This window comes from Streptomyces xiaopingdaonensis (assembly GCF_000262345.1).
Taxonomy (GTDB): Bacteria; Actinomycetota; Actinomycetes; order Streptomycetales; family Streptomycetaceae; genus Streptomyces; species Streptomyces xiaopingdaonensis.
In genome coordinates this window covers 12,900-34,062 of the sequence record NZ_AJTQ01000199.1, presented here as the reverse complement: position 1 = coordinate 34,062, position 21,163 = coordinate 12,900, and the positions used below count along the sequence as shown (strand labels likewise).

The 21,163-nt window shown below is 74.6% G+C and carries 18 protein-coding genes; 9 read left to right on the top strand and 9 right to left on the bottom strand.

The window, feature by feature from the left end; all coding sequences use genetic code 11:
- Together hemG and hemQ are read left to right on the top strand one after the other, a co-directional pair.
- The coding region (gene hemG, locus UWG_RS30195; RefSeq protein WP_016908277.1) for a protoporphyrinogen oxidase at positions 1-978 on the top strand (978 nt) is incomplete at its 5' end.
- Positions 971-1,699, top strand: coding sequence for a hydrogen peroxide-dependent heme synthase (gene hemQ, locus UWG_RS0116225; protein ID WP_016908276.1), 729 nt, complete (start codon positions 971-973; stop codon positions 1,697-1,699). The genes hemG and hemQ, both read left to right, overlap by 8 nt.
- A gap of 13 nt (positions 1,700-1,712) precedes the next feature.
- On the opposite strand, the gene UWG_RS0116220 is transcribed toward hemQ, so the two are convergent.
- The 4 genes from UWG_RS0116220 to UWG_RS0116205 all read right to left on the bottom strand — a co-directional run bounded on the left by UWG_RS0116220 (position 1,713) and on the right by UWG_RS0116205 (position 5,512).
- On the bottom strand, positions 1,713-2,057 hold the full coding sequence (locus UWG_RS0116220; RefSeq protein ID WP_016908275.1) for a DUF2795 domain-containing protein: 345 nt from the start codon (positions 2,055-2,057) through the stop codon (positions 1,713-1,715).
- A gap of 118 nt (positions 2,058-2,175) precedes the next feature.
- Positions 2,176-3,756 (bottom strand): alpha/beta hydrolase, encoded by a 1,581-nt coding sequence (locus UWG_RS0116215; RefSeq protein ID WP_016908274.1) that lies wholly within the window; start codon positions 3,754-3,756, stop codon positions 2,176-2,178.
- A gap of 108 nt (positions 3,757-3,864) precedes the next feature.
- Positions 3,865-4,641 carry a TIGR04222 domain-containing membrane protein gene (locus tag UWG_RS0116210; protein ID WP_016908273.1) on the bottom strand — a complete coding sequence of 259 codons (777 nt, stop codon included), beginning with the start codon at positions 4,639-4,641 and terminating at the stop codon, positions 3,865-3,867.
- A gap of 103 nt (positions 4,642-4,744) precedes the next feature.
- Positions 4,745-5,512 (bottom strand): peptidyl-tRNA hydrolase, encoded by a 768-nt coding sequence (locus tag UWG_RS0116205; protein ID WP_016908272.1) that lies wholly within the window; start codon positions 5,510-5,512, stop codon positions 4,745-4,747.
- 170 nt (positions 5,513-5,682) lie between these two features.
- On the opposite strand from UWG_RS0116205, the gene UWG_RS0116200 reads away from it, so the two are divergent.
- Positions 5,683-6,519 carry an SDR family oxidoreductase gene (locus UWG_RS0116200; RefSeq protein ID WP_016908271.1) on the top strand — a complete coding sequence of 279 codons (837 nt, stop codon included), beginning with the start codon at positions 5,683-5,685 and terminating at the stop codon, positions 6,517-6,519.
- A gap of 34 nt (positions 6,520-6,553) precedes the next feature.
- Here UWG_RS0116200 and UWG_RS0116195 read toward each other — a convergent pair whose 3' ends face one another.
- Together UWG_RS0116195 and zapE are read right to left on the bottom strand one after the other, a co-directional pair.
- Positions 6,554-7,975, bottom strand: coding sequence for an alkaline phosphatase PhoX (locus UWG_RS0116195; RefSeq protein WP_016908270.1), 1,422 nt, complete (start codon positions 7,973-7,975; stop codon positions 6,554-6,556).
- A gap of 184 nt (positions 7,976-8,159) precedes the next feature.
- A complete protein-coding gene (gene zapE / locus UWG_RS0116190) occupies positions 8,160-9,272 on the bottom strand; it encodes a cell division protein ZapE (protein ID WP_033196178.1) in 1,113 nt (370 codons plus the stop codon).
- 94 nt (positions 9,273-9,366) lie between these two features.
- Here zapE and UWG_RS0116185 point away from each other — a divergent pair, with 94 nt between their 5' ends.
- The 6 genes from UWG_RS0116185 (at position 9,367) to UWG_RS0116160 (ending at position 15,591) form a co-directional block, all read left to right on the top strand.
- A complete protein-coding gene (locus UWG_RS0116185; protein ID WP_016908268.1) occupies positions 9,367-10,137 on the top strand; it encodes a dihydrofolate reductase family protein in 771 nt (256 codons plus the stop codon).
- A 209-nt stretch (positions 10,138-10,346) separates the two neighbouring features.
- Positions 10,347-10,814, top strand: coding sequence for a hypothetical protein (locus tag UWG_RS0116180; protein ID WP_029391497.1), 468 nt, complete (start codon positions 10,347-10,349; stop codon positions 10,812-10,814).
- A 67-nt stretch (positions 10,815-10,881) separates the two neighbouring features.
- Positions 10,882-12,282 carry a UDP-N-acetylmuramate--L-alanine ligase gene (gene murC, locus UWG_RS0116175; protein WP_029391496.1) on the top strand — a complete coding sequence of 467 codons (1,401 nt, stop codon included), beginning with the start codon at positions 10,882-10,884 and terminating at the stop codon, positions 12,280-12,282.
- Between the two features lie 77 nt (positions 12,283-12,359).
- Positions 12,360-12,767: a peptide-methionine (R)-S-oxide reductase MsrB gene (gene msrB, locus UWG_RS0116170; RefSeq protein WP_016908265.1), complete on the top strand. Its 408-nt coding sequence runs from the start codon at positions 12,360-12,362 to the stop codon at positions 12,765-12,767.
- 577 nt (positions 12,768-13,344) lie between these two features.
- Positions 13,345-15,246, top strand: a complete 1,902-nt coding sequence (locus UWG_RS30190; protein WP_016908264.1) for an MFS transporter — start codon at positions 13,345-13,347, stop codon at positions 15,244-15,246.
- Between the two features lie 156 nt (positions 15,247-15,402).
- Positions 15,403-15,591, top strand: a complete 189-nt coding sequence (locus UWG_RS0116160) for a hypothetical protein (RefSeq protein WP_016908263.1) — start codon at positions 15,403-15,405, stop codon at positions 15,589-15,591.
- A 175-nt stretch (positions 15,592-15,766) separates the two neighbouring features.
- Here the strand turns inward: UWG_RS0116160 and UWG_RS0116155 are convergent, their stop codons facing one another.
- The 3 genes from UWG_RS0116155 to treY all read right to left on the bottom strand — a co-directional run bounded on the left by UWG_RS0116155 (position 15,767) and on the right by treY (position 21,067).
- Positions 15,767-16,705: a GNAT family N-acetyltransferase gene (locus tag UWG_RS0116155; protein WP_016908262.1), complete on the bottom strand. Its 939-nt coding sequence runs from the start codon at positions 16,703-16,705 to the stop codon at positions 15,767-15,769.
- Between the two features lie 319 nt (positions 16,706-17,024).
- Positions 17,025-18,455 carry an APC family permease gene (locus UWG_RS30185; protein ID WP_033196177.1) on the bottom strand — a complete coding sequence of 477 codons (1,431 nt, stop codon included), beginning with the start codon at positions 18,453-18,455 and terminating at the stop codon, positions 17,025-17,027.
- A gap of 128 nt (positions 18,456-18,583) precedes the next feature.
- Complete coding sequence (gene treY, locus UWG_RS0116145; RefSeq protein WP_016908260.1) at positions 18,584-21,067, bottom strand: malto-oligosyltrehalose synthase; 2,484 nt, start codon at positions 21,065-21,067, stop codon at positions 18,584-18,586.
- Positions 21,068-21,163 lie beyond the last annotated feature (96 nt).

Here is a 21,163-nt window from a genome sequence, read left to right as displayed (position 1 = left end):
GACCGGCTCGTCGAGCCGCTCCTCGGCGGCGTGTACGCGGGCGACGCGTACCGCATCTCGATGCGCGCGGCCGTCCCGCAGCTCTACGAGGCCGCGAGGCAGGAGCCCTCGCTCCTCGCCGCGGTGCGTGCCGTGCAGCGCGAGAGCCGTCGCGCCGCGGAGCGTGCCGAAGGGGAGCAGCCGCCCGCCTTCCTCGGTATCAGGGGCGGGCTCGGACGGCTGCCGCAGGCGGTCGCCGACGCCTGCCGGGCGGCCGGTGCCGAGGTCAGGACCGGGTCGCGGGTGCGGCGCCTGGAGCGGGCCGCCGACGGCTGGGGCGCGGTCGTGGAGGGGCCCGAGGGAGAGCGGAGCCTCACCGCGGACGCCGTCGTCGTCGCCGCCCCCGCGCCCGCGGCCGCCGAGCTGCTGAGGGCGGAATCACCGGGCGCCGCAGCCGAGTTGGCGGCGTACGAGTACGCCTCGATGGCGCTCGTGACCATGGCGTTCCGCCGCCGCGAGGTGTCGCTGCCCGCGGGGAGCGGCTTCCTCGTGCCGCCGGTGGACGGCCGCTCCATCAAGGCGGCGACGTTCTCTGGAAGCAAGTGGCGCTGGGTCGCCGAGCAGGCGCCCGAGCTGACGCTCGTGCGCACCTCGCTCGGCAGGCACGGCGAGGAGCGGGTGCTGGAACGCGACGACGCAGAGCTCGCCGCGCTCGCCCGCGCCGACCTGGCCGCCGCCGCGGGGATCACGGCGGAGCCGGTCGACACCCTCGTGACGCGCTGGGACGCGGGCCTTCCGCAGTACCCTTCGGGCCATCAGGCCCGGGTCGGACGCATCCGCGCGGCGCTAGGCTCGGTGCCGCGACTGGCGCTGTGCGGCGCCGCGTTGGACGGGGTCGGCATCCCGGCCTGTGCGGCGAGCGGCCGCAGCGCGGCCGACCAGGCCCTCGCGGAGGCGGGGCAGAGCAGCAAGCGAGAAGGACGAGAGAGCCATGTCTGACGACGCGGGCAACCGCCCCGGGGCGGAGAAGAGCCCGGGCAAGCGGGCGAAGGACCTCAACGAGGTCATCCGCTACACCATGTGGTCGGTGTTCCGGCTGCGCGAACCGCTCCCCGAGGACCGCAAGGCGCTCGCCGAGGAGGTGGCGGAGCTCTTCGCGGAGCTCGACGCCGCCGACACCACGGTCCGCGGCACCTACGACGTCTCCGGGCTGCGCGCCGACGCGGACCTGATGATCTGGTGGCACGCGGAGACCGCCGACGCGCTCCAGGACGCCTACAACCGCTTCCGCCGCACGGGGCTCGGGCGGCTGCTCGAGCCGGTCTGGTCCAACATGGCGCTCCACCGTCCCGCGGAGTTCAACAAGTCCCACATCCCGGCGTTCCTCGCGGAGGAGGAGCCGCGCGCCTACGTCAGCGTCTACCCGTTCGTGCGCTCCTACGAGTGGTACCTGCTCCCCGACGACGAGCGGCGCACGATGCTCGCCGACCACGGGAAGATGGCGCGCGGCTTCCCCGACGTGCGCGCCAACACGGTGCCGGCGTTCTCGCTCGGCGACTACGAGTGGATGCTCGCCTTCGAGGCCGACGACCTCCACCGCATCGTCGACCTCATGCGCCACCTCCGCGGCTCGGAGGCCCGCAGGCACGTCCGCGAGGAGACGCCTTTCTACACCGGGCGCCGCAAGCCGATCGGCGAACTCCTCGACCAGCTCGCCTGACGCGGGGGGCGGCTCACGGCTCGCCCCCGCTGGAGCGGGGGCGGCGGCTCAACTCCTCCTCGACGGGAGGCTTCGGCACGTCCCGCAGGTGTCCGGAGAGGCCGTGCTTGCCGCCCCCGCGCAGTTGGTCGTTGCGCTGGGCCTTGCTGTGGTCGAGGTCCGAGTCGACGGGCAGGCGCACCGAGCGCGCCACGTCCTCGCGATTGTCGTACTCGACGGGCGGGAGCGCCTGCAGCGTCTGGAGGACCTGGTCCCTCGCGTCCGCCGCCTGTGCGACTGCGACGAGCTGGTCCTTCGTTGCGGGGAAATCGGCGTCCTGAATGGCGTCCATCACCTGTGCCATGTCGGTGTCGGCCATCACACGCCTCCTCGTCCCGGCGCGCGGACGGCACCGTGCGCCGACCGCTCGTGCGCCCCCGGGTGCTCCCGAGCGGGCCTCCCCAAACGAAGCGCCACCGAGCGGGGCGCCGCGGAGGTCAGGTCCCCGGTGCGGGTGCGGGCCGGCCCTCGCACTCGGCGCGCATCCCCGGTGTCCTCCCGTCGAGGAGGTACGCGGCGAGGTGCCGGTCGACGCAGGCGTTGCCGCCCGCGACTCCGTGCGTACCGGAGCCGGCTTCCGTGACGAGGGAGGAGCCCGGCAGCCTCCGCTGCGTCTCCAGCGCACCGGCGTACGGCGTCGCGGCGTCCCGCGTCCCGGCGAGGAGGAGGACGCCGGGGAGCCGGCCGGGGTCGGTGCCGACGTGCGGGGGGTCGGTGCGCGGGGTGGTCGGCCAGTAGGCGCAGGGCAGGTTCATCCAGGTGTTCTCCCAGCTGGAGAAGGGCGCCACCGCGTCCGAGGCCGTGGTGTCGCGGTCCCACCGCGACCAGTCGCGGGGCCAGCGCGCGTCGGCGCACTCGACGGCGTTGTAGACGGCCTGCCCGTTCTCGTCCTCGACCGCGCGCGCCGGGTCGGGCGCCGCGAGCGCCTCCAGCGGCCCGGGCCGTCCCCTGCGGAACTCCGCGAGCGCCTCCGCGTGTTCGGCCCAGACGGAGTCGGCGTATCCGGTCCGGAGGTAGGCGGCGAGCAGCTCCTTGGGGCCGACCTCGCCGCCGGCCGGCTTCTTCTCGACGGCGTCGCGCACCTCGTCGAAGGAGCGTTGCACCTGCTGCGCGTCGCGGCCCAGCCCGTAGCTCCGGTGGTGCTTCGCCGTCCAGCGCTTCCAGTCGTTCCAGCGCTGCTCGAAGGCGGCGTTCTGGCGGAGGTTGGAGCGGTACCAGATGTTCGAGGGCGTGGGGTCGACGACGCTGTCGAGGACGAGGCGGTGGACGTGGCCGGGAAAGAGGCTGGCGTAGACGGCGCCGAGGTAGGTGCCGTAGGAGACGCCGAAGAAGGAGAGCTTCCGCTCGCCGAGGGCGGCCCTGAGGACGTCGAGGTCGCGGGCGTTCTCCTCGGTGGTGTAGTGCGCGAGCCGCTTGCCCTGCGCCTGCGCGCAGCCCTTCGCGTAGGAGGCGGCGCGCTCCTTCCTCTGCTCCTTGTACTCGGCCGAGGGGCGGCGGGGCGAGGGGTTGGGCGCGGCGGTGAACTGTTTCGGGTCCTGGCAGCTGAGCGGTGCCGAGCGGCCGACGCCGCGGGGCGCGTAACCGACCAGGTCCCAGCGGCGGTTGAGCTTCTTCCAGACGCCGCCGAGGACGTCCCCGTAGAGCGCGAACCGCATGCCGCTCGCGCCGGGGCCTCCGGGGTTGTAGACGAGCGAGCCGAGCCGCGCGCCCTTCCCCTCGGCCGGCTGCGCGCGCTTCCGGCTGACGGTGAGGTCGAGGTGCTCGCCCTGCGGCCGGGAGTAGTCGACGGGGACGCGTACGGTGCCGCACTCGGCGGGTGCCGGCAGGTGCTCGCGCGGGGGGCACTCCTGCCAGTCGACGCCCGCTGCCGCCGCCTCGGCCGCTGCGACGGCGGTGCCTCGTTCCGCGGTGGTGGCCGCTGGGCGGGGCTGGTCGGCGGCGGCGGGGGTGCCGGTCGCCAGGGTCGCGGCCGTCAGCGCCAGGGCGCCGAGGGTTCCGTGGATCGCTGCTGCGCGCACTGAGTCTCCTCGTTCGAAGGGAACCGCTCGAACCGGGTGTTGCGCCCGATAAGGATGCTCAGCGCATTGGCTGATGAGGTAAAGGACGTATTCGCGGTGTGGTGGCCATTACCCCCGAAGCGGGGACGGGTCGCCGCCGAGCGCCGCACGCAGGTGCGGTTCGGGGAGCGTGCGGGGGCCCAGGTGTGCGAAGGCGGTGAGGCCGGTCGACTCGTCGCCGGGGGCCGGCGTGAGCGGGGTCGAGGTGTGGACGAGGCGGAGGCCCGCGGGGGAGGCCCAGCGGGCGAGCGGCCTGACCTCCACGTGCGCTATCGCCATGCAGCCGAGGCTCAGCACCAGGGGGAGCAGGAACCAGGCGGCCACCGAGCCGGTGTCCGCGCCGTCGCCCGCGGCGACGGCCTCCGCCGCGACACCCGTCCCGAGGACGATGAGCGTCGCCCTGCGCACCTGGTCGAGCGCCGCGGTGACCGAGTCGCGCAGTGCGGGGGGCACGGCGAGGCCGACGGCGGCGAGCTGTTCGCCGATCCTGCGCACCGGTTCGGCCGCGGCGAGGGCCGCCCGTACCCGCGCGACCGACGACTGGCCGCCGGGGCCGCCCAACCGCTCGATCAGCAACTCCTCGACGGGATCGTGCGGGTCCGGGTCGACGACCGTGGCCCATCCGGTGTGCGCGACGAGCACCCGCCGACGCCGGGCCATCGAGACGAGCGCGACCTCGGCCACGCGGTCGGGTCCGCCGCAGAGGTAGGCCGTCTCGTAGAGGCTGAGCGCGCGGCCCTGTGCGGGGACGGTCTCCGGCCGGTCGGCTGCCGCTGACACCCGGCAGAGACGCGCGCAGCTCAGCAGGGCGGCGATCCAGGCAAGGACGAGGAGTGGCACCCACATGAACGAGAGTTCTAGTACCGGGCGCCCGCGTTCGCCAGCGTTGTGCCGGAATCCGGACGATTTTCGGCCGCGACGCCCTTGCGAGCGTGGGCGGTCGGCGTGCCTAACGGAAGGCCGGGTGCTCCGCGGCGGCGGTGCAGGAGCCCGGCGCCACCTCGGTGAACCCGGCGTCGCGGACGACGGGCAGGTGTCCTCCGGCGAGCGTCGCCCACTGCGCGGGTCCGTGGGCGGAGCGGACGGCGAGCGGGAAGCCGGTGGCCGCCCACTCCTCGCGTGCCCGGTGGTCCAGCGCCCACCAGGTGAGCTGCGCGGCGTGCCCGGCCTGCGCCATCGCCTTGCCCGCCGTCATCTCCAGCGCGGGGTTGAGCCACAGGACGGGGGTGCCGGCCGCGGGCGGCGGGGGCGGCCGCGGGTCCTCGAAGTCGGTGCCGGAGACCTGGAGTCGGGCGAGGTCCTTCGGCCAGGCGCCGACGGGTACGGGCGGGAAGACCCGCACCTGCGCCGGCGCGTGTTCCTCGGGCGTGCCGGGGCCGCCGGGGCCGAGCGGCGGCTGCGCGGGCGAGCCCGTCGCGGTGAGCCCCGGGAGCGCGGAGGCCCTCCGCCACTCGGCGCCGCGTGCCCGGCGGACGACCTTGCGGATGGCGCGCTCTTCCCACAGCAGCACGCGCTTGTGCCACTCGCCGGTCTCCTCGGTGGTCCGCGGATCGGCGAGGAGGGCGAGCACCGCCCGCGCCGCGGTCTCCATCGCGTCGGTACGGGTCGGCGGGGCCGAGCGCTCCAGGCGGATGACGAGAGGCAGGGCGTACTCGGTCGCCGGGTCGTCGGCCGCGTCGTCGTCCGTAGGAGGCAGGGGGCTTTCGGAACCGTTCACGCGTCCAGTCTGCCAGCAGGGGCGCGGCCGGGTTCGGTGTGCCCGGACGCCGGGTGCCCCCTTGGGGCAAGTCCCCTCGTACGGACGGGAGTTGCCGTCGGCCGCGGGGGAGCCGGGGGAGTTCTGCTCGGTGCTTGAACCCCGTCGGCCGGGCGTGTGACCGTCGGGCGATGGAGATCGACGCAGCGCGGCACCAAGGCCGCGCCCCCTTTCCGCTGGCGGGGCGCACCGCCCTCGTGACGGGTGTGAGCAGGCGTGGCGGCATCGGTTACGCGATCGCCTGCCGGCTGGCCTCCTGGGGGGCCGACGTCTTCCTCCACCACCATGTCCCGCACGATCGCGATCAGGAGTGGGGCGAGGACGATCTCGACGCGGTGATCGCGGGCGTCGCCGGGCACCTGGCCGTGGACGGGACGCGGGTCGCGGAGGGCGCGGGCGACCTCGGCGAGCCGGGAGCGCCCGAGCGCCTGCTCGGTGCTGCGGCGGGGGAGTTCGGGCACGTCGACGTCCTCGTCTGCAACCACGCGCTCACCGGGCAGGACGGCCCGTTGGGGGCGCTCACCGAGGCGGAGCTCGACCGGCACTGGGCCGTCGACGCGCGCTCGTGCATCCTGCTGGCGCAGGCTTTCGCCGAGCGGCACGACGGCCGGGAGGGCGGCGCGGTGGTCTTCATGACGTCGGGCCAGCACCTCGGCCCGCTCCCGGGCGAGGTCGCGTACGCCGTGGCGAAGGCGGCGCTCCACGGGGTCACGCAGACCCTCGCCGACCAGCTCGCCGACCGCGGCATCCGCCTCAACACCGTCAACCCGGGCCCGGTGGACACCGGTTACCTCACCGAGGAGATGTGGCGGACGGTGGCGCCCATGTTCCCGTTCGGCCGCTATGGGGAGCCGGACGACCCGGCGCGCCTCATCGCATGGCTGGTGAGCGACGAGGCGCGCTGGATCACCGGGCAAGTGCTCGACACCGAGGGCGGGTTCGGGCGCTACCGCCCTCGCGGCGTGTGAACTTCCCCGCCCGCGCAGGGACTTCCCCGCGGGCTCAGTGCCGCCAGGGACCCGTCACGGCGAAGGTGGTGCCGGGCGTGTAGACGTTGACGAACATGGTGTCGCCCGAGGGGGAGAAGGTGACGCCCGCGAACTCGCCCCAGGAGGGCTCGTCCTCGTCGCCGACGTTCTGCCGGTTGCGCGCCATCGGGTAGACGGAGCCCTGCCGGGTGAGGCCGAAGACGTGCTGTGCTCCTTCGCCGTCCTCGCAGACCATCAGGCCGCCGCTGGGGGCGAGGCAGATGTTGTCGGGGGATTCGCCGGGGAGTTGGACGTCGGTGTCGGGGCCGAAGACGACGACGAGGGTGAGCCGGTTGGCCTTCGGGTCGTACCGCCACACCTGCCCGTAGTGCTCGGCGGCCGAGCCCTCGTCGATCCTGGCGAAGCTGGAGACGAAGTAGACGCAGGTGCCGCCCCAGTAGCAGCCTTCGAGCTTCTGCCCGTGGGTGATGCCGCCCTTGCCGAAGTCCTGGAAGCGTATGGGGGTCTCGGCCGCGAGCGGGTCGGGGACGTCGACCCATTCGATGCCCTTGAAGGAGGTGCCGGTCTCGGTGACGGAGGAGAGGTCGGGTACGTCGGGGACGCGCATCGCCTGGAGCGTCCCGCCTGCCGCCAGTGAACCCGGGCCGCCCCTCGGCTTGTCGGGGAGGAAGCGGTAGAAGAGGCCGAAGGGGTGGTCGAAGGCGTCCTCGGTCTCGTAGACGGTGCCGTCGGACGGGTCGAAGGCGACGGCCTCGTGCTGGAACCGGCCCATCGCCGTGAGGGGTTCGACGGAGGTGGGCGCCCGCCGGGTGAAGCCGACCTCGAAGACGAACCCGTGGTCCTTGGTGTAGCCCTCCTCGCCCGCGAGGTACTCGGTCTCCTCGCAGGTGAGCCACGTTCCCCAAGGGCTGGGTCCGCCCGCGCAGTTGGTGGAGGTGCCGGCGATGCCGACGCGTTCGCTCGTGCCTCCGCCCCTGCCGTCGAGGTGGAGGAGAGTGCAGCCGCCCTTGCCCTCGGGGTCGTAGGTGAGCCCGTCGACGGTGGGCACGGCGATCTCCGCGTCCATGCGGTTCTCGTGGTTGCGGACCAGCCAGACCGACGAGCCCGCGCCCGCGAAGGCGGCCATGCCGTCGAAGTGGCTGGGCACCCGGCCCTCGCCGGAGGAGAGCGCGTCGCCCTCTCGGGAGAGCACCCGGTAGGAGAAGCCCTCGGGGAGGTCGAGGAGCCCTGCGGGGTCGGGGACGAGCGGGCCGTACCCCGATCTGCCTCCCGTGGCCTGGGCCGCCGCCGTACCGGTGAAGAGTTCGGCGAGGGCGCCGCTGAAGGCGACCCCTACGCCGGCCGCGCCGCTCGCGGCGAGGACTTGCCTACGGGACCTTCGGGGCTGCTGGGGCTGGGACTGTCCGGACTGTCGTGACTGAGCAGAAGCCGTCATCGGGGCAACACTCCCTGGAGTGGGTGACCTGGACAGACAGGAACCGCCCTCCGCGAGCGGGCGGCGCACGCCGCCCGACGCGGAAGTGCACCGTGTGTACCACGTGGACGCGCGTGCGAACACCGTGCACACGCCCGGGAGTTGCCGCGACGGGCACGTCGGCCGCCGTCGGTGGCCCGGAGGCTCAGGCGCCGGCCGGGGAGAGGAGGCGCTCACCGTCCCGTGCGAGGGCGGTGAGGCGGGATATCGCGCGGAAGTACTTCTTCCGGTAGCCGCCCTTCAGCATCTCCTCGCCGAAGAGCTCGTCGAAGGGGGCGCCGGAGGAGAGGACGGGTATCTCCCGGTCGTAGAGCCGGTCGGCGAGGACGACGAGGCGCAGTGCCGTCGACTGGTCGGGGACGGGGCGCACCTCGGTGAGGCAGACCGCGCCGACGCCCTTGACCATGGCGCCGTACCGGCTCGGGTGGACCCGGGAGAGGTGGTCGAGGAGGGCGCCGAAGTCGTCGAGCGCGGCGCCCGGCACGGTGCGTGCCGCGGCGTCGACCGCCTCGGGCGAGTGGGGCGCGGGGGAAGCGGGGAGGCCGCGGTGGCGGTAGTCCTCGCCGTCGATGCGGACGGTGCGGAAGTGCGCGGAGAGCCCCTGTATCTCGCGGAGGAAGTCGGCCGCCGCGAACCGGCCCTCGCCGAGCTTGCCCGGGAGGGTGTTGGAGGTCGCGGCGAGCGCGACGCCCTCGTCGACGAGGCGGCCGAGGAGCGTCGAGACGAGGACGGTGTCGCCGGGGTCGTCGAGCTCGAACTCGTCGATGCAGAGCAGGCGGTGGCTGCCGAGCGTGCGGACCGTCTGCTGGAAGCCGAGCGCGCCGACGAGGTTGGTGAGTTCCACGAAGGTGCCGAACGCCTTGCGCTCGGGCGGGGCCTGCGTCGCGTGCCAGACCGAGGCGAGGAGGTGGGTCTTGCCGACGCCGTAGCCGCCGTCGAGGTAGACCCCGCCGGGTCCGCCCCGTGCCGGGCGCTTCGGTGCGCGCCGGAACCAGCCGCGCCGGCCGCCCTCGCCCTCGGCTTCGCCGAGCCCCTCGGCGAAGCCGCTCAGCACGGAGACCGCCTCCGCCTGGCTGGGCTGCTGCGGGTCGGGCACGTAGGTGTCGAAGCGGACGGAGTCGAACCGCGGCGGCGGCACCAGCTCGGCGACGAGCTGCTCCGCGGGGACGTGCGGCGCTCGCGCGGTCAGCGCGAGCGGCCCCGGGGCATCGCCGGCGGGTTCGGTCGTCTGTTCGGCGGACGTGGACACGGCAGCCATGCTAAAGCAGCAGGGCAGGGGCGGTCCCGCCGGTGTGCGCCGTCACACACCACCGCTCTCCGCGCGGGGTGTGCGACCTGCCACACTGCCGCATATGCGACGTCTGTTCCCTGTAGTTGCGGACCGGCCGGGCGGCCGGGAGTGGCCCCTCGAGGAGATCGCCGCCGAGTACGCCTACCCCGAGCCGCTCGGGCCCTCGGGGCGCTGGCTGCGCGCGAACATGGTCTCCTCGCTCGACGGCGCCACCGAGCACGAGGGGCGTTCGCAGCCGCTCTCCTCGCCTGCCGACATGCGGATCTTCGGGGTGCTCCGCGCGCTCGCCGACGTGGTCGTCGTCGGCGCCGAGACGGTTCGGCGCGAGGGGTACGGGCCGGCGCGGGCGCGCAGGGCGTTCGCGGCCGCGCGTGAGGCGAGGGGGCAGGGCCCTGCCGCGGCGGTCGCGGTCGTCAGCGCCGGGCTCGAACTCGACTTCACCGCCCCGCTGTTCACCTCGCCCGCCGTCCCGACGCTGGTCGTCACGGGGGAGCGGGCGCCTGCCGAGCGTGTGGCCGCCGCGCGGCACGCGGGCGCACGGGTCGTCTTCGCCGGGGAGGAGGCGCACGCACGCGCCGAGCTGATCCCCGGAGCGCTGGCGGAGCTGGGGCTGCGGCGGCAGTTGACCGAGGGCGGGCCTCGGCTGCTCGGCGCCCTGGCGGCGGCCGGCGTCCTCGACGAGGTCTGCCTCTCGCTCGCTCCGCGCCTCTTCGGCGGCGGCACCTCGGGCGTCCTCGCGGGGCCGCTCCTCGCCGCGCCGCAGGAGTACGCGCTGGACGGGGTGGTGGAGGAGGGCGGCTTCCTCTTCACGAGGTACACCCGGTCCGGGTGACGGCGTGAACGTGTCCGCCTGCCCCGTGCGTTCGGGGCGTGCGCGGTGCCCGTGGCGGCGAATCGGTCCGCGGCAAAATGCGGAATGACACCTTCCGTTTATCGCTTCTTGGGCAGACTGGTGCCCGTACCCCGCTGCCTGCGGGGGAGGACCGGTTCCGTTGGGGCCCTGCTGTGCCGGGGACCCCCGTTGACTGAGGGGTGCCCGTCGTGATCACGACCGTGTTGATGATCGAGAAGCCGCTCGTGTCCGAGGACATCGAGCTGGTGACCACGCTCCACGGCGAGGAGCACGTCTCCTTCGTCGTGCTGCTGCAGCCCAGGGGCGACCAGGGGCTCCTCCTGCGGGCGCTCGACGACATCGCCCTCGGCGAGGTCGACGAGGCGGTGCACGAGGGCGGGGCGCCCGGGGGCGGCGAGGCGATCCCGGAGGCGGAGCGTGCGCTCGAACTCTCGCTGAAGCGCCTGCGGGACACCGGCGCCGAGGCCGTCGGGCAGCTCGTCGAGGGTCAGCCGCTCGACCTGCTCGGCTCCGTCTGCGCGCAGACCGAGGCCGACGAGGTGGTCGTCCTCACGGCGCCGCACTTCGTCGAGGAGTTCTTCCACCGGGACTGGGCCTCACGGGCGCGGCACAAGGTCGGCGTACCGGTGCTGAAGCTCTTCGCGCACACCGAATAGTCTGGGTGCCGCCCGCGGGCGGGAGTCGCCCCGGGTCCTCGCAGCCCACGACCCTTGGGGAGCCCGCATGGCCAGTCATCCCGTACCGCCTGCCATGGAGCGGCCGCACTTCCTCGGCATCGGTGGGGCGGGTATGTCCGGCATCGCGAAGGTCCTCGCGCAGCGCGGCGCCCGCGTCACCGGCAGCGACGCACGCGAGTCGGAGACGGTCGAGGCGCTGCGGCGGCTCGGCGTGACGGTCCGGATCGGGCACGCGGCCGAGCACCTCCCGGCCGACGCCACGTGCATCGTCGCCTCCAGCGCCATCCGCGACGACAACCCGGAGATCGCCGCCGCCACGGAGCGCGGCCTGCCCGTCGTCCACCGCTCCGACGCGCTCGCCGCGCTCCTCGACGGGCACCGCGCCGTCGCCGTCGCCGGGACCCACGGCAAGACGACGACGACGTCGATGTTGGCGGTCGCCCTCCGCACGCTCGGGGCCGACCCGTCGTACGCCATCGGCGGAGACCTCGACCAGCCGGGCTCCAACGCGCACCAGGGCGGCGGCGACCTCTTCGTGGCGGAGGCCGACGAGAGCGACCGCAGCTTCCACAAGTACGCGCCCGAGGTCGCCGTGGTCCTCAACGTCGAGCTCGACCACCACGCCAACTACGCCTCGCTGGAGGAGGTCCACGAGTCCTTCGAGATCTTCGCAGGACGCGTCCGCGAGGGCGGCACCCTCGTGGTCTCGGCCGACGACCCGGGCGCGCGGGAGTTCGCCGCGCGGGTGCGCGCCGCGGGCGGCGCTCCGCGCGTCGTCACCTACGGGCAGGCGGAGGACGCCGAGGTGCGGGTGGTCTCCATCGAGCACCGGGGCCTGGCGAGCCGGGTCACGGCGGTGCTCGACGGACGCGAGCTCGCGTTCGAGGTCTCCGTTCCCGGGCGGCACTACGCGCTCAACGCCGTGGCCGCGCTGGCGGCGGGCGCCGCGGCCGGGGTCGACCCCGAGGAGTTGGCGCCTGCGTTGCAGTCGTTCCACGGGGTCGGGCGGCGGTTGCAGTCGAAGGGCGAGTCCGGCGGTGTGCAGGTGATCGACTCGTACGCGCACCACCCGACGGAGATGGCCGCCGACCTGGAGGCGGTGCGCCAGGCGGCGGGCGAGGGGCGCGTGCTCGTCGTCTACCAGCCGCACCTCTTCAGCCGCACCCGGGAACTCGGCGTCGAGATGGGGCGGGCGCTCGCGCTCGCCGACGCGTCCGTCGTGCTGCCGATCTACCCGGCGCGGGAGGACCCGCTGCCGGGCGTGACGAGCGGGCTCGTCGTCGAGGCGGCGCTGGGGGCGGGCGCCGATGTGACGGAGACATCAGGTCCTGAGGAGGCCGTCGGCGTCGTCGCGGGAATGACCAAACCCGGTGATCTCGTTCTCACCATGGGCGCGGGTGACGTGACCGAACTCGGGCCGCAGCTCCTCGCCCGCTTGGGGAGCTGACGGCCGCGTACGGGGGGAAGGCCGCACGGCCCGTGCGGCCCGGGAATCAGGGCGCACAGCAGAACTAGGAGACCGAGATGGCCTACGACGTCAACAAGTCCGAGGAGCAGTGGCGCGAGGAGCTGTCCCCCGAGGAGTACCACGTGCTCCGCGAGGCCGGCACCGAGCGCCCGTTCACGGGTGAGTACACGGACACCAAGACCACGGGCGTCTACAACTGCCGCGCCTGCGGCACCGAGTTGTTCCGCTCCGAGACGAAGTTCGAGTCCCACTGCGGGTGGCCGAGCTTCTACGACCCGTCGAAGTCGGAGGCCGTCGAGCTGCTGCCCGACCACTCCCTCGGCCAGGTCCGCACCGAGGTGCGCTGCGCCAACTGCGGCTCCCACCTCGGCCACGTCTTCGAGGGCGAGGGGTACGACACCCCGACCGACCAGCGGTACTGCATCAACAGCATCTCCGTTCGGCTGGAGCCGACGGAGGGCTGAAGAACCGGCGGACCCGGACCGGTACCGGAGGCTTCCGGTTCGCTCCGATCCGGCCAAACTCCCTTCGGGGCAGTGCGGTCGGCCTCTGGCGGACGCGCTGACGCGGGGCCGCCAGGGCGGCCGCGGGGGCGGATGTGGCCCCGGGGGACGGCGTACGGCCGTCCCCCGGGGTCTTTTGCTGTCCGCGGCGCGGGTGGTGCTCCGGCGTCTCTTTCGCGCACGTCCGCCCTCTGGCGTCCCGCCCGTTGCGCACGCCGGACGCGATGCGCCCCCGGCGGACGCCCGGCTCCTTCCGCGGGTCCCGAGCGGGGCGGTGTTCGACGGCGGCGCCGTACGGCGTGCGGTGACGTCGTTCCGCGGGGCGCTTCCGCGTGGAGCGAGGGGGCGGGCGCCGCGGCGGGCGCGCGGCGCGCTCCTCGCGGTGGGTGCGCTCGGCGTACGGCCGGGGAGTGCGGGACGCCCGACGGTGGTGTGTCGGGCGCGTTTCCGGTGGCGAAATACCGGATGCCCGGGGCGAGTTCGTTTGTACGCTGCATGAACGTTGCTCCCGTACCGTCTGCGCCCCGGAGGCCGAAGCATGCCGACGCACGATCCGACCAGCCCCCGCGACCTGCCCGGCGAAAGTCCCGGCCGCAGTCCGGAGCCCGACCACGGGCCCGACTGCGGCGCCCCCGACCCGCAGGGCACCCGCGCACCCGGCTGCCCCCCGGCGTCCGCCAGGGACGCCGCCCCCGCCACCGAAAGCGGCGGCGCACACGGCCCGTCGGGCTTCCTCCGCCGCCGGCGCCCCCTCCCCGGCGGCGCGTCCGGGACTCCCCGCGCGACCGAGCCGGCGGCCGGGGAGGCGGCCCCCGGCAGTACGCCGGCGACGGAGCCCCCCGGCGCCCACACGCTCGGGTCTCCCGGGTACGGCGCACCGCACGGCAGGCGCGGCGGCCTGCCCGGCACATCCCGCGGCCGGGACGCGCGCACCCCGGCGAGGAGCGGGCTGCGGGAGGGCAGGCTGCTGGTGCCGGTCCTCGCGTTCGGGGGCATCTCCGTCGCCGTGATGCAGACGCTGATCGTGCCCGTCGTCGCCCAACTGCCCGAGCTGCTGCGGACGTCGCCGGCCAACGCCTCCTGGGTCGTCACCGCGACGCTGCTCAGCGGCGCCGTCGCGACGCCGATCATGGGGCGGCTCGGCGACCTCTACGGAAAGCGCCGGATGATCATGGTGAGCCTCGGGCTGATGGTCCTCGGCTCGCTCGTCTGCGCCGCCACCTCCCAGCTCGTGCCGATGGTCGCGGGGCGTGCCGTGCAGGGGTTCGCCATGGGGGCGATCCCGCTCGGCATCAGCATCATGCGCGACGAACTCCCGCCGGAGCGGCTCGGTTCCGCGATGGCGTTCATGAGCTCCTCGCTCGGGGTCGGCGGTGCGCTCGGCATGCCGCTCGCCGCCTACGTGGCGCAGACCGCCGACTGGCACGTGCTCTTCCTCGGCTCCGCGGGACTCGGCGCGCTCGCGATGGCGCTCGTCGGACTGCTGGTGCCCGAGTCGGGGCTGCGCACGCCCGGCCGGTTCGACGTGGTCGGCGCCGTCGGGCTGACGCTGGGCCTCGTCGGGCTGCTGCTGCCCGTCTCCAAGGGCGCCGAGTGGGGATGGGGGAGCCCGTTGACGCTCGGGCTCCTCGGCGGGAGCGTCGCCGTCTTCCTGCTCTGGGGGCTGCTGGAGCTGCGCCTCCGCGACCCGCTCGTCGACCTGCGCACCACGGCACGCCGTCAGGTGCTCCTCACCAACCTCGCGTCGATCACCGTCGGATTCGCCTTCTACGTACTGACGTTGGTGCTGCCGCAGCTTCTCCAGCTTCCCGCGGCGACCGGGTACGGGTTGGGGCAGTCGATGGTCGTGGCGGGGCTGTGCATCGCGCCGATGGGGGTGGCGATGATGGCGGTGTCGAACTTCTCGGCGCGGCTGTCGGCGAAGCGCGGGCCGAAGGTCTCGCTGATGGCGGGGCAGGTGCTGCTCGCCGTCGCCTACCTCGCCGGGGTCTTCCTCATGGGTGCCGTCTGGCAGACCGTGCTCGTCGCCGTCCTCGTCGGTGTGGGGATCGGCGTGGCGTACTCGGCGATGCCCGCGCTGATCCTCGGCGCGGTCGACGCGTCGGAGACCGGCGCGGCCAACGGCCTGAACACGCTGATGCGTTCGATCGGCACCTCCAGCTCCAGCGCGGTGATCGGCGTGGTGCTCGCGCGCATGACGACCCCGCTCGGCGGCGCCGAGGTGCCGGGCCTCGGCGGCTTCCGCACCGCGTTCCTGATCGCCGCGGGTGCTGCCCTGCTGGGGCTCCTCGTCGCCGCGTTCCTCCCGTCCTCCACGGCGGGGGCGGGACGGGGCGCCGTGCGGGAGCGTGGCGGGAAGGTGGCCGCCCGGCACGTGCCGGCGCGGCGTTCGGAGCCGCGGGCGGGGATGCGGGGGGCGGAGCTGCCGGGGGGCGGGTGAGTGCGAAACGGCGTGACAGCAGGGGGCGTTGGGACGTCCCCCCGGGTGTGTACGCCGTTGCTCGCTGAGCCGTGGCTGCGGCTTCCGGGCGCGGTCCGGGTGGGCGCGTCCGCCGCGGGGAGGCATGCTTTCCGTATGCCACGTACGCGTATTGCGGTGACCCTGCCGGACGATCTCCTCGCCCACGCCCGCGCCACCTCGCGCGGCAACCTGTCGGCCTATGTCGAGCGGGCGCTCAGAGGGCAGCAACTGCAAGACGCGGCGCCGGACTTGCGTGCCTGGCGTCAGCGGTCGGCGAACGACACGGAGGAGCTCACCGGTATCTTCGGTGAGGAGATCGCGTGATCCCGTCGGCCCGCGGTGTCCGGTTCGCCGCGAGGGCCGGGGTCCGTCGCCGGGTCGGATGCTGGGAGCCTGGACACCGTCGCCGGCCGACGAGACCGAGGGCGCCGTGCTCCGCGCGTCGGCGCGCGGAGCACGGCGCGCTACCCGGGCGGGTGCCCGCGCCGGCGGGTACCGCTCAGTCCGGTACCTGCCCCGGCTCCGCGAGGACGCAGAGGTGCTGGACGATGCGGTAGCCCGAGCGCGCGAACGTCTTCGCCATCCGCGTGTTGCCGATGTCCGTCGCGGCCGCGATCCGCTCGGCGCCCTCCGCCGCCATCCGCGCCGTGCACGCGGCGAGCAGCTCGGCCGAGTAGCCGCGTCCGCGGTGCTCGGGAAGGACGCCGATGAAGCCGACGGCGAAGCCGCCGGGGTTGCGTCCCGGTACGTGCAGGCCCGCGAGTTCGCCGTGCGGTGTGTAGGCGAGCTGCCACCAGCGGCGCGCGGAGTCGAGCCAGTCGAAGAACTCCAACTCGTCGCGTGCGGCATGCTCGATCCCGCCCGCCGCCACGGCGCGGCGGGCGTGGGCGTCGCGTGTGTCGCGGTGGATCTCGCGCAGGGCGCCGAGTACGGACTCGTCGTCGGCGGGCGGCGCGAGGACGAGACCGCCCGTGCGCGGTGGGAGCCCGTCGCGGGGCGTCCACTCGTACCGGAAGCGTTCGACGACGAACTCGCGGCCGGCCGCGGCACAGGCGGCGAGGCGCGCCTCGGCCGCCGCGTGCACCAGGGGGTCCGTGCGCCAGCCGGGGGGCAGGAGCAGCTCGTACGGGACGGGGAAGGGGAGCGCCGTCAGCAGGCGTACGGCGGCGTCGTGTTCGCCCGGTGCGAGGTCGAACCAGTCGAGGAGGACGGGGTGTTGGTCCTGCGGGGCCGCATACAGCGCCGCGCGTGCGACGACGCGTCCTTCGCGCTCGGCGACGAAGGTCCACTCGGGGCGGTACGCGCCGCCCTCGGCGAGGGTGGCGTAACGGCGGCCGAGCAGCGGGGGGCCGAGGCGGTCGAGTGCCGGGTGGTCGAGCGAGGTGAAGACGGTGCGCGCCTCGGGTTCCGTGAGTGCGCGGACGAGCGTTTTCGACAAGGTGTGTCCTCAGGGAGTGCGGAGCTCCCCGGCGTGGTGCGGCCTCCGGCCGATCAGGCGGTGTGCCGTGCGGGCGCCGTGGCGGGAGCGTGGGTGTGCGACTCGGTGGCGTGGGCCATCGCTACCGCCTCCCTTCCAACTCCCGTGGCGCGTACCGCCGTTCTGCGGTCGCGGTCATGAACCTAGCAGCCGTGCCCGGCGGCGCGCATCGGGTTTCTGCGACCTCCGCCGGGCGGCCCGGCGGACGTCCCACGTGTGGACTCCCGGACCGTGCAACCGAGTCGGCGGGCGCGGCGGAACACCGGCGCGACGGCGGTCCTCACTCGGCGGCCCGCACCGTCTCCTCCGGTACGCCCATCCGCGCCCGGAGCCGGGCTTCGGCGTCGGCCCCCGGGGCGATCCGCGGCAGGCGCCACAGGAGCAGCGCCCCCGCCACCCACCAGGCGCCGACCATCAGCCACTCGGCGGGCCACTCCAACGCGGCGCTCATGCCCGGCAGATAGAGCACTCCGAGCCCGACGGTCAGCACCAGCGCGGCCGCTCCGGTGACCGTCCCGGCCGCCGTACGGAACGGCCGCTCCATCTCCGGCTCCCGCCTGCGCAGCACGAGGAAGCAGACGACCACGACGAGGTAGCCGACGACGATGTTGACACCGCCGGCGTTCACCAGCCAGTTGAGCATCGACTCGCCGAAGAACGGTGCCACGGCCGAGAGTCCGCCGACGAAGAGGACCGCGTTCGCCGGCGTGCGGAACCGCGGGTGCAGCCGCCCGAACCAGGCCGGCACCATTCCGGAGGACGCCATCGCGTAGAGGAGCCGGCTGCCGCCGATGAGGAACGCGTTCCAGCTCGTGACGATCCCCGCGATGCCGCCGACGACGAGGAGGTCTCCCATGAGCGCGCTGCCCCACAGCCGTTCCATCGCCTCGGCCGTGGCGAGGTCGGCCCCCGCCAGGTCCGCGCCCCCGAGCCCGGAGCCGACGGTGAGCATGATCAGCGCGTACCAGGCGACGGCGCACCCGACCGAGACGACGAGCAGCTTGCCCACCTGGCGCTGCGGGATCCTGACCTCGGAGGCGGACTGCGGGATGACGTCGAAGCCGACGAAGAGGAAGGGCACGGCGGCGAGGACGGCGGCGAGCCCGTCGAGGCCGCCGCGGAAGAGCGGCTGCATCGTCTCGGTCGAGCCGCCGGTGAGGGAGCCCAGCAGCAGGAGCGCGCCGACGCCGAGCAGGAAGAGCACCGCGACGGTCTGGAAGACGCTCGCGGGGCGGATGCCCACGTAGTTGAGGAGAGTGAGGAGGGCAGCCGCGCCCGCGCCGACGGCCACCCAGGTGGCCTGGACGTCGTATCCGCCGAGCGTCCAGAGGTGCCCTGTCGCCATGTCGGGGAAGAGCGCGAGCGCCGTCTGGGGGAGTGCGACGGCCTCGAAGGCGGCGACGGAGACGTAGCCGAGGACGAGCGCCCAGGAGGCGGTGAAGGCGCCGCGCGCGCCCAACGCCCGTAGCCCGTAGTGGTGTTCGCCGCCCGCGCGCGGCATCGCCGAGACGAGCTCCGCGTAGCAGAGCCCCACGAGCGCCATCACGAGCCCGCCGAGGACGAAGGCGAGCGCCGCACCGCCGGGCCCGGCGTCCGCGAGGAAGTCGGAGGTGAGGACGACCCAGCCGAAGCCGATCATCGCGCCGAAGGCGAGGGCCAGGACGTCCCCGCGCCCCAACACCCGCAGTAGACCAGTGCTGTTGGTTGCCATGCGGGTCAGTGGAGCGCAGCCGCTTTTCCGAGGCCAGACCCGGTACGTTTACGTGAGTGTGACAGCGTGGCCGGAGTCGCTGTCCTCAGCCGGTCAGCGGGCGGGCGCGTACGGCTGTCGGCGCCGGGTCAGGCGCGGACGAGCAGCGCCACGGGGGAGTCGGCGAGGAGTTCCTCGAGCGGCACGGACCCGCCGAGCGGCGCACCGTCGCACGCCGCGTGCCGCCAGCGCCCGGCCGGCAGCGGAAGCCGCGTCCCGCGCCACCCGCCGTTCGCCCGCAGGCGGCGGGAGAGCCGTGTCGCGACGGTGAGCGCCCCGCCCCCGCGGACGAACGCCAGGCAGTGCCCGGCTGCGGGCCCCTCGGCCCGCAGCGGCGCATGGCCGCCGGTGCCGGGCGCGAACCAGTCGCGGTGGCGTGCGCGGAGCCGGAGCGCCGCCGTCGTCAACCGCAGCTTCTCGACGGCGAGTTCGTTCTCCGGGTGCGGACGCTGCTGCACGGGGGCGAGGACGTGCTCCGCCGCTCCGAGCGCCTGGAGCGTGTGCATGCCCGGTGGGACCGGGTCCCGGTTGTCGGGGTCGACGAGCGTGCGGTACAGGCGCTCGGTGCCCTGGTAGAGCTCGGGCACGCCGGGCATCGTGAGGTGGACGAGCGTCATGCCGAGCACGTTCGCGCGGGTGTGCGGGGCGAGTTCGGCGACGAGCGCGGCGAGGGCGCCCGTGGGGTGCACGGCGCGCTCGGCCACGTGCGCCGCGAGGCGTGCGAGGCGCTCCTCGTAACCCGCGTCCGGCGCCGCCCAGTTGGTGTGCAGCGCCGCTTCCCGTGCCGACTTCAGCAGCGTGCGGGTGAGGCGTTGCACGTACGTCGGCCTGCCGGGCGCCTGCGGCACGATGCTCCCGAGGCCGAACGCGGTCTGCCAGGCCACCCAGTTGAGGCGGGGGTCCGGCAGCTCGTACCGGGCGGCGCCGGAAGGGTCGCCCGGCGCGGAGGCGAGCGGCCCGGAGACCCCGCCGAGGAACTCGCCCCAGCGGCCCGGGCATTCGGCGAGCACGGCGATCGCCGCGCGCACGTCGGCGCTGCGCTTGGTGTCGTGCGTGGAGAGGACGGTGCCGCTCGCCGGCCACTCCCGCTGGAGCCGCCCGCAGTAGGCGTGGAACCGCTCGGGCGCTACGGCGGGCTCACCCGGCTCCGCGCCGACCTCGCAGGCGGAGAGGAGCGGCGTGTACCGGTAACCCGCCCTGTCCTCGACGGACTTGGCCCGCAGCGCCGCACCGAGCTGCGCGAACCCCGCAGTGAAGGCGCGCCGCCGCGGACCGTCCCCGAGCCGGCCGAGCGCCAGGTCGCGCAGCGGGCCGAGCGCGGCGGCGCCGTCGTGCGGCAGCGCGCCGCGCGCGGCGCCCGACGCCGCCTCCAGGTGGGCGGCGTCGGCGGTGCTGGGCGGGGTCCCCGGCACCGCGTACGGGCGGGAGACCGGGAGCCGCACGAGCAGTTCGACGAGCGCGGCGCGGAGCGCGCCGCCCGCGGGCGACGGCAGCCCCGCCTCCTCGCACGCGGATGCCGCGCGACGGGCGAGCCGTTCGCGCTCGGCCGCCAGTCCCTCGGCGAGGACCTCCCGCGCGGCCCGCTCGACCGTGGGCGCCCACTCGCCTCCCGCGTCGGGCGCGGGCCCCGTCAACCGCACGTGGAGCGCGGCGAGTTCGGCCTGCCCTTCGCCGTCCGTGAAGACGCCGTCGACGTGGCGCAGCGCGTCGTAGCCGGTGGTTCCGGCGACCGGCCAGGTGCGCGGCAGCTCTTCCCGGTCGCCGAGGACCTTCTCCACGACCGTCCAGCAGCCGCCGGTGCGGTGCTCGAGCCGGCGGAGGTACGCCTCCGGTTCTGCGAGCCCGTCGAGGTGGTCGACCCGCACCCCGTCGACGGTGCCGTCGCGGACGAGCCGGACGACGGTCGCATGGGTCGCGTCGAAGACCTGCGGATGCTCGACGCGCAGCCCGATCAGCTCCCGGACGGTGAGGAACCTGCGGTAGTTGAGCGCCGAGTCGGCGGTGTCGCGGCGGACGGGCCGGTAGTGCTGCGCGTCCACGAGCGCGGCCGTCCCCATGCCGTCGGTGCCGGGCGCGAGCGGCAGCACCCGCTCCCCGTACCGCAGGACTCCGGGCTCCGGTACCAGCCGCGGCAGCTCCTCCTCCGGCGGCCCGTCGAGCACGGGGAGGACGAGGCGCCCGCCGCCCGCCTCCCAGTCGACGTCGAACCAGTGCGCGTAGGGCGAGGCGGGGCCGTGGCGCAGCAGCTCCCACAGGGGGCGGTTGAGGCGCGTGTCCGTGGGGACGGCCATGTGGTTCGGCACGATGTCGACGACGACGCCGAGGCCGTGCTCGTGCGCGGTCCGCGCCAGCCGCCGCAGCTCCGCCTCGCCGCCCAACTCCTCGCGCACGGCGCCGTGTCCGACGACGTCGTACCCGTGCCGCGAGCCGGGCACCGCGTCGAGGACGGGTGAGAGGTGGAGGTGCGAGACGCCGAGCCGGGCGAGGTAGGGGACGGCCCCTGCGGCCTCGGCGAAGCCGTAGCCGGGCTGGAGCTGGAGGCGGTAGGTGGCGCTCGGGATGCGGGGCGGCACGCGTGGCGGCCCGGAGGCGGGACGCGTGCGGGACGGTGCGGGAGCCGCTGCCGTGGGGGGTGTGTCTGGGGCGTCCATGGCCGTTATTCTCCCGGT

What these genes read in the sequence shown, in the direction of transcription:
- zapE (WP_033196178.1), bottom strand. Translation starts at nt 9,272, where the DNA reads ATGGCTGCCGTGTCCACGTCCGCCGAACAGACGACCGAACCCGCCGGC.
- UWG_RS0116220 (WP_016908275.1), bottom strand. Translation starts at nt 2,057, where the DNA reads ATGGCCGACACCGACATGGCACAGGTGATGGACGCCATTCAGGACGCC.
- murC (WP_029391496.1), top strand. Translation starts at nt 10,882, where the DNA reads ATGGCCAGTCATCCCGTACCGCCTGCCATGGAGCGGCCGCACTTCCTC.
- hemQ (WP_016908276.1), top strand. Translation starts at nt 971, where the DNA reads ATGTCTGACGACGCGGGCAACCGCCCCGGGGCGGAGAAGAGCCCGGGC.
- UWG_RS0116185 (WP_016908268.1), top strand. Translation starts at nt 9,367, where the DNA reads ATGCGACGTCTGTTCCCTGTAGTTGCGGACCGGCCGGGCGGCCGGGAG.
- UWG_RS0116200 (WP_016908271.1), top strand. Translation starts at nt 5,683, where the DNA reads ATGGAGATCGACGCAGCGCGGCACCAAGGCCGCGCCCCCTTTCCGCTG.
- UWG_RS0116210 (WP_016908273.1), bottom strand. Translation starts at nt 4,641, where the DNA reads ATGTGGGTGCCACTCCTCGTCCTTGCCTGGATCGCCGCCCTGCTGAGC.
- UWG_RS30185 (WP_033196177.1), bottom strand. Translation starts at nt 18,455, where the DNA reads ATGGCAACCAACAGCACTGGTCTACTGCGGGTGTTGGGGCGCGGGGAC.
- UWG_RS0116195 (WP_016908270.1), bottom strand. Translation starts at nt 7,975, where the DNA reads ATGACGGCTTCTGCTCAGTCACGACAGTCCGGACAGTCCCAGCCCCAG.
- UWG_RS30190 (WP_016908264.1), top strand. Translation starts at nt 13,345, where the DNA reads ATGCCGACGCACGATCCGACCAGCCCCCGCGACCTGCCCGGCGAAAGT.
- msrB (WP_016908265.1), top strand. Translation starts at nt 12,360, where the DNA reads ATGGCCTACGACGTCAACAAGTCCGAGGAGCAGTGGCGCGAGGAGCTG.